10 protein-coding genes are annotated in these 14126 nt (G+C 52.9%); 7 read left to right on the top strand and 3 right to left on the bottom strand.

Translation table 11 applies throughout. The annotated features are described in order from the left end of the window. Positions 1-137 precede the first annotated feature (137 nt). On the top strand, positions 138-521 hold the full coding sequence (locus L2097_RS23000; RefSeq protein ID WP_047372237.1) for a YjaA family stress response protein: 384 nt from the start codon (positions 138-140) through the stop codon (positions 519-521). 21 nt (positions 522-542) lie between these two features. Here L2097_RS23000 and L2097_RS23005 read toward each other — a convergent pair whose 3' ends face one another. Then, positions 543-983: an acetyltransferase gene (locus L2097_RS23005; RefSeq protein ID WP_079498821.1), complete on the bottom strand. Its 441-nt coding sequence runs from the start codon at positions 981-983 to the stop codon at positions 543-545. A 155-nt stretch (positions 984-1138) separates the two neighbouring features. On the opposite strand from L2097_RS23005, the gene metA reads away from it, so the two are divergent. The 4 genes from metA (at position 1139) to aceK (ending at position 7241) form a co-directional block, all read left to right on the top strand. Next, entirely contained in the window at positions 1139-2068 is a 930-nt protein-coding gene (gene metA / locus L2097_RS23010; protein WP_047372235.1) for a homoserine O-acetyltransferase MetA, read from the top strand. Between the two features lie 265 nt (positions 2069-2333). Continuing rightward, positions 2334-3935: a malate synthase A gene (gene aceB, locus L2097_RS23015; protein WP_047372234.1), complete on the top strand. Its 1602-nt coding sequence runs from the start codon at positions 2334-2336 to the stop codon at positions 3933-3935. A gap of 157 nt (positions 3936-4092) precedes the next feature. Next, positions 4093-5397, top strand: coding sequence for an isocitrate lyase (gene aceA, locus L2097_RS23020; protein ID WP_103245891.1), 1305 nt, complete (start codon positions 4093-4095; stop codon positions 5395-5397). Between the two features lie 101 nt (positions 5398-5498). Then, on the top strand, positions 5499-7241 hold the full coding sequence (gene aceK / locus L2097_RS23025) for a bifunctional isocitrate dehydrogenase kinase/phosphatase (RefSeq protein ID WP_085005912.1): 1743 nt from the start codon (positions 5499-5501) through the stop codon (positions 7239-7241). 14 nt (positions 7242-7255) lie between these two features. Here the strand turns inward: aceK and L2097_RS23030 are convergent, their stop codons facing one another. Together L2097_RS23030 and iclR are read right to left on the bottom strand one after the other, a co-directional pair. Beyond that, positions 7256-7660 (bottom strand): ASCH domain-containing protein, encoded by a 405-nt coding sequence (locus tag L2097_RS23030; protein WP_120785469.1) that lies wholly within the window; start codon positions 7658-7660, stop codon positions 7256-7258. A 1-nt stretch (position 7661) separates the two neighbouring features. Further along, positions 7662-8495, bottom strand: coding sequence for a glyoxylate bypass operon transcriptional repressor IclR (iclR, locus tag L2097_RS23035; protein WP_110295224.1), 834 nt, complete (start codon positions 8493-8495; stop codon positions 7662-7664). Between the two features lie 193 nt (positions 8496-8688). Here iclR and metH point away from each other — a divergent pair, with 193 nt between their 5' ends. Next, positions 8689-12372 (top strand): methionine synthase, encoded by a 3684-nt coding sequence (gene metH, locus L2097_RS23040; RefSeq protein WP_250353748.1) that lies wholly within the window; start codon positions 8689-8691, stop codon positions 12370-12372. 408 nt (positions 12373-12780) lie between these two features. After that, positions 12781-14064: an HAAAP family serine/threonine permease gene (locus tag L2097_RS23045; RefSeq protein WP_047372229.1), complete on the top strand. Its 1284-nt coding sequence runs from the start codon at positions 12781-12783 to the stop codon at positions 14062-14064. The last annotated feature ends 62 nt before the right edge of the window (positions 14065-14126 follow it).

Raw genomic sequence — 14126 nt, forward strand, 5'->3', positions numbered from 1 at the left:
TGAAACGCCGTAGCGCCGATGGTAGTGTGGGGTCTCCCCATGTGAGAGTAGGGAACTGCCAGGCATCAAACAAGTGAAGAGGCCATCCGAAAGGATGGCCTTTTTGCGTTTTCTTCGCATGATAAAAGGAATTTTTCATGTCTGTTCTTTATATCCAGGTTCGCAAAAATCATATCACCGTTCGCAACATTGAGCGTAAGCAGGATGTATCAGGAAGCGGTGCCTTTAGTAATCAACGCCTGCTTATTGCTGATTTTTTCAAGGCCGAAAAAGTTCTGTGGGACCTGATCGAACAGATCCGACCCCGTTCATGGTTCAGGAAACTGCTGCGCACAGACCGCTTTGACATTGTTATCAGCGCGCTGGAAATGAACGAGGGTGGATTATCGCAGGTCGAAGAACGTATCCTGCAGGAAGTCGTCGCAGGTGCGACGCGAATGCGTTATCGCCGCTTGATAACGCACGCGCAATCAACACCCCTGAGCGATGACGCTGTGATGGCGCTGATTGCGGAGCGGTAAAAAAGAGTTAAGCGGTGAACATTACTGTTGATAGCGTAAATGCAGCAGTGGATATGGCCTGCCGGAATCATCCTTTTCGCTTCGCCCGGTTACCATAAATCCCAGCTTAAGGTAGAACCCAATGGCCTGCTCGTTTTGCTCATTAACGTTGGTCGTTAAGTTGGGAGCCAACAACAGAGCGTGTTCAACCAGTCGTTTCCCTACGCCGCTGCCGCGAACGTCAGGATCAATAAACAGTGCATCCATATGCTTATCGGTGAGTAGCATAAACCCAACAGGTTCATCCTGTTTATTGACGGCAACCCAAAGCGGCGCTGTCGGTAAAAATGCACTCACCTGCTCCTCCAGTTCTGCCCGATAGTCTCTGGACAAAAAATCATGTGTCGCATCGACCGAGCGGCACCAGATAGCGATCAGCCTCTCTCCTTCCTCAGGTCGCGAACGACGAATACTAATAACCATATTGTCTCCTGTTATGCGTGCTTATATTCTAACGCAAACACTTTCGTGAAACTTTCTCACCTTGAACATGCAGACTCGACAACACGCCTATTCCTGGGTATTGTCAGCTATCTGGATGTCTAAACGTTTAAACGTATGCAGTGAGGATATAAGTTATGCCGATTCGGGTGCAGGACGAGCTACCAGCCGTCAATTTCTTGCGTGATGAAAATGTCTTTGTGATGACGACATCGCGTGCTACAGGTCAGGAAATTCGTCCGCTCAAGGTGCTTATCCTCAACCTGATGCCAAAGAAGATAGAGACAGAGAACCAATTTTTGCGGTTACTCTCCAACTCGCCACTGCAGGTGGATATCAAGTTACTGCGTATTGACGCCCGTGAATCACGCAATACGCCGACGGAACATCTCAACAACTTCTACTGCAACTTTGATGAAATCAGCGAAGAGAATTTCGATGGTTTGATCGTAACCGGTGCGCCCCTGGGTCTGGTCGAATTTAACGACGTTGCCTACTGGCCGCAGATCAAACAGGTACTGGAGTGGGCAAAAGATCATGTCACCTCCACGCTATTTGTCTGTTGGGCGGTACAAGCCGCACTCAACATCCTTTACGGTATCCCGAAGCAAACCCGCAGTGAAAAGCTGTCCGGTGTCTACGAGCATCACATTTTGCATCCACATGCCCTGCTGACGCGTGGTTTTGATGATACTTTCCTCGCGCCGCACTCACGCTATGCTGATTTCCCGGCGGCACTGATTCGTGACTATACCGACCTGGAAATCCTGGCTGAGACCGAGCAGGGCGATGCCTATCTGTTTGCCAGTAAAGATAAGCGTATCGCCTTTGTTACTGGTCATCCTGAGTACGACGCCAATACCCTGGCGGGGGAATATTTCCGTGATGTTGAGGCCGGGCTGTCACCGGACATCCCGTATAACTATTTCCCGAAAAACGATCCCCGGAACAAGCCACATGCGACATGGCGTAGTCATGGCAATCTGCTATTTACCAACTGGCTGAACTACTACGTTTACCAGATTACGCCGTTCGATCTGAGCCACATGAACCCAACGCTGGATTAACGTTTCAGCAAGATCCTAAAGCGTTTCAGCATCCCTTTTCAGGCACCTTCGGGTGTCTTTTTCATACCTGAAACTCCCTCCATCAAGTAATTAAATTTTAAATTTATTGTTATCAACAGGTTAAGTGTATTTTTAAATTAAAATGGAAATTGTTTTTGATTTTGAAAATTAAATGAGTAGTCTTAATTGTGCTGAACGAAAACCATACAACGATCTTTCGTTCGCGTTGGGGAGTGTACGCGGATCAACGATGAGGAGCAGCACAATGACACAACAGGCAACGACGACAGGCGGATTGGCTTTTAATAAGCCTCATGGCGAAATGGAAAAGCAAATTCTGACCCCGGAAGCGGTCGAATTCCTTTCTGAGTTGGTGACACGCTTTACGCCACAGCGCAATAAGTTACTGGCCACGCGTATGCAACAGCAGCAGGATATCGACAACGGTAAGCTGCCTGATTTTATTTCGGAAACCAATTCCATTCGTGAGGGTGACTGGACGATTCGCGGTATTCCACAGGATTTGCAGGATCGACGTGTTGAGATTACCGGGCCGGTTGAGCGCAAGATGGTGATCAATGCGCTCAATGCCAACGTGAAAGTTTTTATGGCGGATTTCGAAGACTCCCTTTCACCGGACTGGGATAAAGTGATTGATGGGCAAATTAACCTGCGTGATGCAGTGAATGGCACTATCAGCTATACCAACGAAGCCGGAAAAATCTACCAACTCAAACCCGATCCGGCGGTGCTGATTTGCCGTGTCCGTGGTCTGCACCTGCCAGAAAAACATGTCACCTGGCGTGGCGAAGCCATCCCCGGCAGTCTGTTCGACTTTGCGCTCTATTTCTTCCACAACCATAAAGCGTTGCTGGCAAAAGGCAGCGGTCCTTACTTTTATCTGCCCAAGACGCAGGCGTGGCAGGAAGCGGCATGGTGGAGCGAAGTATTTTGCTATGCCGAAGACCGCTTCGATCTGCCGCGCGGCACCATCAAGGCCACCCTGTTGATTGAGACACTGCCTGCCGTCTTCCAGATGGATGAAATCCTCTATGCGCTGCGCGATCACATTGTTGGTCTGAACTGTGGCCGTTGGGATTACATCTTTAGCTATATCAAGACATTAAAAAATCACCCTGACCGTGTGCTGCCCGATCGTCAGGTGGTAACGATGGATAAACCGTTCCTGAGTGCCTATTCACGGCTGCTGATTAAAACCTGTCACCGTCGTGGTGCGTTTGCAATGGGTGGCATGGCGGCCTTTATTCCCAGTAAAGATGCTGAACGGAACAACCAGGTACTCAACAAAGTAAAAGCGGACAAGCTGCTGGAAGCCAACAATGGCCATGACGGTACATGGATTGCGCATCCGGGACTGGCAGATACCGCCATGGCTGTCTTTAACGAGGTACTCGGCGATAACAAAAATCAGCTGACGGTTACTCGCGAAAATGATGCGCCCACTACGGCAGATCAACTGCTGGCGGCCTGCGATGGCGAACGCACAGAAGAGGGGATGCGCGCCAATATTCGCGTGGCTGTCCAGTACATCGAAGCCTGGATCTCCGGCAACGGCTGCGTACCGATTTACGGCCTGATGGAAGATGCGGCAACGGCTGAAATCTCGCGCACATCAATCTGGCAGTGGATCCATCACGAGAAAACGCTCAGCAACGGCAAGCCGGTTACGAAGGCCTTGTTCCGTCAAATGCTGGCCGAAGAGATGCTGGTCATTCAGGAAGAGCTGGGCGAGCACCGCTTTAGTAGCGGGCGTTTCGACGATGCTGCGCGCCTGATGGAACAGATCACCACCTCAGATGAGTTAATCGACTTCCTGACGTTGCCAGGTTACCGCCTGCTGGCGTAATGACCCAGGCTATTTTGTTTGCCATTTTGGCCCCGGGCAGTGCTCAAAATCCTCACGTACGCTAAGTACGCTCCGGTTTTTGCGCGGCTTCCCGTGACCAAACTGTCTTCACCAATAACGCCTGGGAAGCCAGGACGATAATATGGAGCATCTGCACATGAAAACCCGTACCCAACAAATCGAAGAACTGAAAAAAGAATGGACTAACCCTCGCTGGGAAGGCATCACGCGTCCTTATAGCGCGGAAGAGGTGGTGAAATTACGTGGCTCGGTGAACCCGGAATGCACGCTGGCGCAGATGGGCGCAGCGAAAATGTGGCGTCTGCTGCATGGTGAGGCGAAAAAAGGCTATATCAACAGCCTTGGCGCACTGACGGGCGGGCAGGCATTGCAACAGGCAAAAGCAGGCATCGAAGCGATTTATCTGTCGGGTTGGCAGGTGGCGGCAGATGCGAACCTGGCCTCCAGCATGTATCCGGATCAATCGCTCTACCCGGCCAACTCCGTTCCGGCTGTGGTCGATCGGATCAACAACACCTTCCGCCGTGCGGATCAGATCCAATGGTCAGCGGGTATTGAACCGAACGATCCGCGTTACACCGATTATTTCCTGCCGATCGTGGCGGATGCCGAAGCTGGTTTTGGCGGCGTACTGAATGCCTTTGAACTGATGAAATCGATGATTGAAGCCGGTGCAGCGGCCGTTCACTTCGAAGATCAGCTGGCGTCGGTGAAAAAATGCGGTCATATGGGGGGGAAAGTGCTGGTCCCGACGCAAGAGGCGATTCAAAAACTGGTGGCCGCGCGTCTGGCGGCGGATGTCATGGGCGTACCGACGCTGGTAATTGCCCGTACTGATGCGGATGCCGCGGACCTGATTACCTCCGATTGCGACCCCTATGACAGCGAGTTCATCACTGGCGAGCGTACCAGCGAAGGATTCTACCGTACCCGCGCCGGGATCGAACAGGCCATTAGCCGTGGTCTGGCGTATGCGCCGTACGCCGACCTGGTATGGTGTGAAACCTCAACACCCGATCTGGCGCTGGCGAAACGCTTTGCCGATGCAATTCATGCGAAATTCCCGGGCAAACTGTTGGCGTATAACTGCTCACCGTCCTTCAACTGGCAGAAAAACCTGGACGACAAAACCATTGCCAGTTTCCAGCAGCAGTTGTCGGAGATGGGCTACAAATATCAGTTTATTACCCTGGCGGGCATTCACAGCATGTGGTTCAACATGTTCGACCTTGCACACGCCTATGCGCAGGGTGAAGGGATGCGGCACTACGTTGAAAAAGTACAGCAGCCGGAGTTTGCCGCCGCCAAAGAGGGCTACACCTTCGTTTCTCACCAGCAGGAGGTGGGCACGGGCTACTTCGATAAAGTGACCACCATCATTCAGGGCGGGGCGTCCTCTGTTACCGCGTTAACCGGGTCAACTGAAGAAGCACAGTTCTAATCTTTTCCCCCTCACCCCTCTCCCCTGAGGGGAGAGGGGGCGGTTTGGCGCAGGTCTGTTTTTCGCCCTCTTCCTGTCGGGGAGAGGGCGAGGGGGAATCTATGTCACGTGGTCTGGAATTACTGATTGCACAAACCATCCTGCAAGGTTTCGACGCGCAATACGGACGCTTTCTGGAAGTCACTGCTGGCGCACAGCAGCGTTTCGAACTGGCCGACTGGCATGCCGTTCAGCAGGCGATGAAGCAGCGTATCCATCTTTATGATCATCATGTTGGGCTGGTTGTGGAACAGTTACGCTGCATCACCGACAGCCAGCGACCGGATGCCGAATTTTTGCTGCGGGTGAAAGCGCATTACACCCACCTTTTGCCGGATTATCCGCGCTTCGAAATTGCGGAGAGTTTTTTTAACTCCGTCTACTGTCGCTTGTTCGATCACCGCGCGCTTAGCCCCGAGCGTCTGTTTATTTTTAGCTCTCAGCCAGAACGGCGCTTTCGCACCATTCCGCGCCCGCTGGCAAAAGACTTTTGGCCAGAGCGTGGCTGGGAATCCCTGTTAACCAAGGTCTTATCCGATTTGCCGCTTCGCCTGCCCTGGCAGGATAAAGCACGGGATGTGGGTTATATCATTACTCACCTGACAGAGACGTTTGGCGCAGATACGCTGCGTCAGTCTCATCTGCAGGCCGCAAACGAGCTGTTTTACCGTAATAAAGCGGCGTGGTTAGTGGGTAAATTGATCACCCCTGCGGGCACGCTTCCCTTCCTGTTGCCGATTCATCGTACAGACGAAGGCGAGTTGTTTGTCGATACCTGCCTGACCTCGCACGCGGAAGCGAGTATTGTCTTCGGCTTTGCTCGCTCCTATTTTATGGTATATGCCCCGCTTCCCGCGGCCACCGTCGAGTGGCTACGGGAGATCCTGCCGGGAAAAACCACCGCCGAACTCTATATGGCCATTGGCTGTCAGAAACACGGTAAGACGGAAAGCTATCGCGAATACCTGAACTATATTCATGCCTCGGACGAACAGTTTGTTGAGGCGCCGGGCATTCGCGGCATGGTGATGCTGGTCTTCACGCTGCCGGGCTTCGATCGGGTCTTTAAGATCATCAAAGATAAATTTCCGCCACAAAAAGAGATGAGCGCGGCGCATGTGCGCGCCTGCTATCAGCTGGTGAAGGAGCATGATCGCGTCGGGCGAATGGCGGATACGCAGGAGTTTGAACACTTTGTTCTGGAAAAGCGGCAGATTGATCCGGCGTTAATGGCGCTATTGCTCCAGGAGGCACCGCAGAAAATCACTGACCTTGGGGATCGTATTTCAATCAGCCATCTCTATATCGAGCGCCGGATGGTGCCGCTCAATATCTGGTTTGAGCGGGTACGCGGTTCGCAGTTGCGCGATGCGGTGGAAGAGTATGGTAACGCTATCCGTCAGCTTGCTGCGGCGAATATTTTTCCCGGCGATATGCTGTTTAAAAACTTCGGCGTGACCCGTCACGGGCGCGTGGTGTTCTACGATTATGACGAGATCTGTTATATGACGGAGGTAAATTTCCGTGATATACCGCCGCCGCGTTATCCGGAAGATGAATTGAGTGCCGAACCCTGGTACAGCGTTGCGCCAGGGGATGTTTTCCCGGAAGAGTTCCGCCACTGGTTGTGCGCCGATCCGGAAATTGGCCCCCTGTTTGAAGAGATGCATGCCGATCTGCTGCGTGCTGATTACTGGCGAGGCCTGCAGGCACGAATCAAAAACGGCCATGTGGAAGACGTTTATGCCTACCGTCGCCGCCAGCGCTTTTGCGTTCGCTACGGCAACCTGCAGCAGGCGGGGTAAACCGTCATCCTGATTCAGGCCACCTCGACGACGGCAAATTCCTCAAAAATCAGCTCCATATCCGCGGTCCATGTGCCTTCACGTTCAAAGAAGGCCTGATGCGCCGATTGCCAGTAAGCCAGGCTCAAATCACCTTCACCTTCCAGCGCCGCGAGCTCGGGGCTCATTTCGTTAAAACGGATGAGCCTGAGCGCCAGGGTTCGAATCACGCATACCGCTTTACCTTTGCCGTCCAGCACAATGTGATATGTACCAGGCGTCACGGGCGGTTGTTCTTGCTGATAGCTGGCAAGCGAGCCGCAGGTTCCGCGCTTTTTCCCTGCGACGACCAGGGCCGCCAGCTCATCGGCCAGTTCCGGTGAATCACCGAACGACCAGCAAAAAGCAGAAGGGTATTTATCCTGCCAGTATGATTTCAAATCAGCCATTTTGTCGCATCCCACCCCAGGCGATCGTCACCTCTTTGGCCCCTTTGATCGCCAGCGCGCCCAGCTCAGTGACCCGATCATCGGTGATACGGGAAATCGGCCCGGAAATTGAAATCGCGGCAAACGGTACGCCATGTTCATCATAAATGCAGGCGGCGACGCAGCGCAGGCCAAGGGCATGTTCTTCATCATCAAAGGAGTAACCGCGCTTGCGCGTCTGAGCGAGATCTTCTTTCAGGTGTACCGGGGATACCAGCGTAGCATGGGTGTAAGCATGCAGCCCTTTGCGGTGCAGCAGGCCGGAGACCTGGTCATCGTTTAAATACGCGAGGAACGCCTTACCCGCGCCGGAAGCGTGCATCGGTAGCTTCCCGCCAATGGGCGCGGACATGCGCATCAATTGGGTACACTGCACCTGGTCTATAATTATGGCCTGATGATCGCTTTGGTCGAGCACCGCCAGGTTGACTGTCTCGCCGGAATCCTCCATCAACTTGCGCAGGATCGGATGGACAATCGCCATCAGATTGCGGCTTTGCAAAAAGCTGCTGCCGACGATAAACGCGTGGGCGCCAACGGACCAGTGACCGAGTTCGCCTACCTGTCGTACAAAGCCAAGCTGTTGCATGGTCGTGAGCAGACGGTGGGTGGTGGAGTTGGGCAGGCCGGCCTGTTGCGCCAGCTCGGTGAGCGCAACGCTACCGTGGGATTCGGCGATTGACTCAAGCAGTTTGAGTCCACGCGTCAGAGACTGGACTTGCCCGGTAGCCTGAGCGGCGGGGGCGGCGGGTTTTCTGCCGCGTTTAGCGGGGACAGTGGCAACCATGGCTGACTCCTTTTCTGTATCGTGGAAATCATTTTCGTTTTATTTAATTATAATGCAACACTGACGCGGACTGATCGGATGAGTTCAAATGAACATCTCTCATGTTACCCCTGTGTGCCTTTTCCGCTCTGTCAGTTTGTGCCAGTATGTCCTGCTGGCCTTTTGGCCTGGTTGAGCGTTGTCGGGAGCACGTGTGAGCAGCAAAGTTGAGCAACTGCAGCAGCAGTTAAAAGAACGAATTTTGGTTCTGGACGGGGGCATGGGCACCATGATCCAGAATCAGCGTCTCAGTGAGCAGGATTTTCGCGGCGAGCGATTCGCTGACTGGCCCTGCGACCTCAAAGGTAACAATGACCTGCTGGTGATTACAAAGCCGGAGGTGATTGCCGCTATCCATTCCGCTTATTTTGCAGCGGGCGCGGATATTATTGAGACCAACACCTTTAACTCCACAACGATCGCGATGGCGGATTACCAGATGGAATCCCTGTCAGCGGAGATCAACTTCGCGGCCGCCAGACTCGCTCGTGCGTGTGCCGATGAATGGACTGCCCGCACACCGGATAAACCGCGCTATGTCGCCGGTGTCCTTGGGCCAACCAACCGTACAGCCTCGATATCGCCGGATGTTAACGATCCCGCGTTCCGTAATATCACCTTTGATCAACTGGTCACCGCCTATCGCGAATCGACCAAAGCGCTGGTGGAAGGTGGCAGTGACCTGATTTTGATCGAAACGGTATTCGATACCCTGAACGCAAAAGCCGCTATTTTCGCGGTGAAAGCTGAGTTTGAGGCGCTGGGCGTCGAACTGCCGATCATGATTTCCGGCACCATTACCGATGCTTCCGGGCGTACGCTTTCCGGGCAAACCACGGAAGCCTTCTATAACTCATTGCGCCATGCCGATGCGCTCACCTTCGGCCTGAACTGCGCATTGGGGCCGGACGAGCTGCGCCAGTATGTTCAGGAGCTTTCGCGCATTGCCGAATGCTACGTCACCGCGCACCCGAATGCGGGTTTACCAAACGCCTTTGGCGAATACGATCTCGATGCCAACACCATGGCCGCACAAATTCGCGAATGGGCAGAGTCCGGCTTTCTGAACGTGGTTGGCGGCTGCTGTGGCACCACACCTGATCATATTAAAGCGATGAGCGATGCCGTCGCAGGCCTGCCCCCGCGCCAGTTGCCGGAAATTCCGGTCGCCTGCCGTCTGGCGGGCCTGGAGCCGCTGAATATTGGTGATGACAGCCTGTTTGTTAACGTAGGTGAACGTACCAACGTTACCGGTTCGGCAAAATTCAAGCGTCTGATCAAAGAAGAAAAGTACAACGAAGCGCTGGATGTGGCGCGTCAGCAGGTAGAAAACGGCGCGCAAATCATCGATATCAATATGGATGAGGGGATGCTCGACGCTGAAGCGGCGATGGTGCGTTTTCTTAACCTGATTGCTGGCGAACCGGACATTGCCCGTGTGCCCATTATGATCGACTCCTCGAAATGGGACGTTATCGAAAAAGGGCTGAAATGCATTCAGGGTAAAGGCATCGTTAACTCCATCTCGATGAAAGAAGGGGTAGAGGCCTTTATCCATCACGCGAAGCTGGTTCGTCGCTATGGCGCGGCCGTGGTGGTGATGGCCTTTGATGAAGTCGGGCAGGCGGATACCCGCGAGCGCAAAATCGACATTTGCCGCCGGGCGTACAACATTCTGACCAAAGAGGTAGGCTTCCCGCCGGAAGATATTATTTTTGACCCGAACATCTTCGCGGTCGCCACCGGTATTGAAGAGCACAACAACTACGCGCAGGACTTTATCGGTGCCTGTGAAGATATCAAACGCGAGCTGCCCCATGCACTGATTTCCGGCGGCGTCTCCAACGTCTCATTCTCGTTCCGTGGTAATGACCCGGTTCGTGAAGCGATTCATGCAGTCTTTCTTTATTACGCCATCCGTAATGGCATGGACATGGGGATCGTCAACGCCGGACAACTGGCGATTTACGACGACCTGCCGACAGAACTGCGCGATGCGGTGGAAGATGTGATTCTTAACCGCCGCGATGACAGTACAGAACGCTTGCTCGATCTGGCGGAAAAATACCGTGGCAGCAAAACCGACGATACCGCCAACGCCCAGCAGGCGGAATGGCGCAGTTGGGATGTGAAGAAACGCCTGGAATATTCGCTGGTTAAAGGCATCACCGAATTTATCGAAGAGGATACCGAAGAAGCCCGTCAGCAGGCGGCCCGCCCGATTGAGGTGATTGAAGGGCCTCTGATGGACGGTATGAATGTGGTCGGCGACCTGTTCGGCGAGGGCAAAATGTTCCTGCCGCAGGTGGTGAAATCCGCACGCGTTATGAAACAGGCGGTGGCCTACCTTGAGCCGTTTATTGAAGCCAGCAAAGAGAAAGGCTCCAGCAACGGCAAAATGGTTATCGCCACCGTTAAAGGCGACGTCCATGACATCGGTAAAAATATTGTCGGCGTGGTCTTGCAGTGTAATAACTACGAAATCGTCGACCTGGGCGTCATGGTGCCGACGGACAAAATCCTCAAAACCGCTCGTGAAGTGAACGCCGACCTGATTGGCCTGTCTGGCCTGATCACCCCGTCGCTGGATGAAATGGTCAACGTAGCGAAAGAGATGGAGCGTCAGGGCTTTACCATCCCGCTGCTGATTGGCGGCGCGACAACATCGAAAGCGCACACGGCGGTAAAAATCGAACAGAATTACAGCGGTCCGACGGTTTATGTGCAAAACGCCTCACGTACCGTGGGCGTGGTCTCCGCGCTGCTTTCCGACACTCAGCGCGACGATTTTGTGGCGCGCACGCGCAAAGAGTACGAAACCGTGCGTATCCAGCACGGACGTAAAAAGCCGCGCACCCCGCCAGTGACGCTGGAGGCCGCCCGCGAAAACGATCTCGCATTCGACTGGCAGAGCTACACCCCGCCGGTGGCGCATCGCCTGGGCGTGCAGGAAGTGGAAGCAGGCATCGAAACCCTGCGTAACTATATCGACTGGACGCCGTTTTTTATGACCTGGTCGCTGGCCGGCAAATATCCGCGCATTCTCGAAGATGAGATTGTCGGAGAGGAGGCACAACGCCTGTTCAAAGATGCCAATGATATGCTTGACCAGTTGAGTGCGACAAAAGCGCTGAACCCGCGCGGTGTAGTGGGCTTGTTCCCGGCGAACCGCGTCGGCGACGATGTTGAGATCTATCGCGATGAAACCCGTACTCAGGTGCTCGCGGTAAGTCGTCATCTGCGTCAGCAGACCGAGAAAGTCGGCTTTGCTAACTACTGTCTGGCCGATTTTGTCGCGCCGAAGTTGAGCGGTAAAGAAGATTACATTGGTGCGTTTGCCGTTACCGGTGGTCTTGAAGAAGACGCGCTGGCAGAGGCCTACGACGCGCAGCATGATGATTACAACAAAATCATGGTGAAAGCGGTGGCGGACCGTCTGGCGGAGGCCTTCGCGGAATACCTGCATGAGCGTGTACGTAAGGTCTATTGGGGCTATGCGGCCAATGAGAACCTCAGCAACGAAGAGTTGATCCGCGAAAACTATCAGGGGATTCGCCCGGCACCGGGGTACCCGGCCTGTCCGGAGCATACGGAAAAGGGCACCATCTGGCAGTTGCTGGATGTGGAGACCCATACCGGTATGAAGCTGACGGAATCCTTCGCTATGTGGCCGGGTGCCTCGGTTTCCGGCTGGTACTTTAGCCACCCTGACAGCAAGTATTTCGCCGTGGCGCAGATTCAGCGCGACCAGGTTGAAGACTACGCACTACGTAAGGGGATGAGCGTGGCGGAAGTGGAACGCTGGCTGGCGCCGAATCTGGGCTATGACGCGGACTAATCTCAGCCTGTCCTCTCTCTACCGGCCTGTTAGCAGGCCGGTTTTTTTATGTCCGTCATACGCTTACTGCTGACATATTTAACTCGCGGAAATATTTTTTGATTATTTTTTATTAATCGTATGACAAATATAGTTTGTTATCTCTGGTCTTAAAATATATAACTGTATAGGCAGTTGAGATCGTGCGGTAAAATAATAACGTATTAAAAGTGATACCTTAAAAATATATTAAAATTCCGGTGTTATTTTTGATACTTTAAAAGTCCCTCAATAAATCAGGTTATGTGATCGCTGTTAGTAACTCAGCATAGTTGCATTTAATAAAATAGCCAAATAAACACAGCGCTTTTATTACCTGAATCAGAGCTAAATAAACCTGGCTCTAATCTATATTACTGAGGCCATATTATGGAAACCGTTCAAAATACCCTCGTCGCTCGCGAAAGCAGCGGCTGGAGAAAAAGTGATACCGTGTGGATGCTGGGTCTGTACGGTACTGCGATTGGCGCAGGGGTGCTTTTCCTGCCGATTAACGCCGGGGTTGGTGGTTTAATTCCGTTAATCATCATGGCAATTCTCGCATTCCCGATGACATTTTTCGCTCACCGTGGTTTAACCCGTTTCGTATTATCGGGTAAAAATCCAGGTGAAGATATCACCGAAGTGGTTGAAGAACATTTCGGTATCGGCGCGGGTAAACTCATTACGTTGCTCTACTTCTTCGCTATTTATCCGATTCTGCTGGTTTATAGCGTCGCCATTACCAACACCGTCGACAGCTTTATTACTCACCAGCTTGGCCTGGTTTCACCGCCGCGCGCCATTTTATCGCTGATTCTAATTATCGGCATGATGGGCATTGTCCGCTTTGGCGAAAAAATGATTGTTAAAGCGATGAGCGTACTGGTATTCCCGTTCGTTGTTGCGCTGATGATGCTGGCGCTGTATTTGATTCCGCAATGGAACGGTGCGGTCCTGGATACACTTTCACTGAGCAACGCGGCGCCGTCTGGTCACGGTTTGTGGATGACCCTGTGGCTGGCAATTCCGGTCATGGTTTTCTCCTTTAACCACTCGCCGATTATCTCCTCTTTCGCAGTGGCTAAACGCGAAGAGTACGGTCAGGATGCCGAACGCAAATGTTCCCGTATCCTGGGCTTTGCACATATCATGATGGTGCTGACCGTGATGTTCTTTGTGTTCAGTTGCGTACTGAGCCTGTCCCCGGAAAACCTGGCGGAAGCGAAAGCACAAAACATCTCCATTCTCTCCTATCTGGCAAACCATTTTAACGCGCCGGTGATTGCCTGGATGGCGCCGATTATCGCCATGATCGCCATTACCAAATCTTTCCTCGGTCACTACCTTGGTGCGCGTGAAGGTTTCAACGGCATGGTGATTAAGTCTCTGCGTAGCAAAGGCAAATCCATTGAAATCAACAAACTGAACAAGATCACTGCGCTGTTTATGCTGGTGACCACCTGGATTGTTGCGACCCTCAACCCGAGCATCCTGGGCATGATTGAAACACTGGGTGGCCCGGTTATCGCGATGATTCTGTTCCTGATGCCGATGTATGCCATCAACAAAGTACCGGCTATGCGCAAGTACAGCGGTCATATCAGTAACGCGTTTGTGGTGCTGATGGGTCTGATTGCCATCTCCGCCATCTTCTTCTCTTTGTTCAGCTAAGTTTTCAGCGCCGCCTGTCACAGGCGGCGCATCCGTTTTGCTTTGTAACCGCATGGGTGCCA

It is taken from the genome of Citrobacter sp. MNAZ 1397 (assembly GCF_023613995.1).
GTDB lineage: Bacteria > Pseudomonadota > Gammaproteobacteria > Enterobacterales > Enterobacteriaceae > Phytobacter > Phytobacter ursingii.

What these genes read in the sequence shown, in the direction of transcription:
- L2097_RS23005 (WP_079498821.1), bottom strand. Translation starts at nt 983, where the DNA reads ATGGTTATTAGTATTCGTCGTTCGCGACCTGAGGAAGGAGAGAGGCTG.
- metA (WP_047372235.1), top strand. Translation starts at nt 1,139, where the DNA reads ATGCCGATTCGGGTGCAGGACGAGCTACCAGCCGTCAATTTCTTGCGT.
- aceA (WP_103245891.1), top strand. Translation starts at nt 4,093, where the DNA reads ATGAAAACCCGTACCCAACAAATCGAAGAACTGAAAAAAGAATGGACT.
- L2097_RS23000 (WP_047372237.1), top strand. Translation starts at nt 138, where the DNA reads ATGTCTGTTCTTTATATCCAGGTTCGCAAAAATCATATCACCGTTCGC.
- L2097_RS23045 (WP_047372229.1), top strand. Translation starts at nt 12,781, where the DNA reads ATGGAAACCGTTCAAAATACCCTCGTCGCTCGCGAAAGCAGCGGCTGG.
- aceK (WP_085005912.1), top strand. Translation starts at nt 5,499, where the DNA reads ATGTCACGTGGTCTGGAATTACTGATTGCACAAACCATCCTGCAAGGT.
- aceB (WP_047372234.1), top strand. Translation starts at nt 2,334, where the DNA reads ATGACACAACAGGCAACGACGACAGGCGGATTGGCTTTTAATAAGCCT.
- iclR (WP_110295224.1), bottom strand. Translation starts at nt 8,495, where the DNA reads ATGGTTGCCACTGTCCCCGCTAAACGCGGCAGAAAACCCGCCGCCCCC.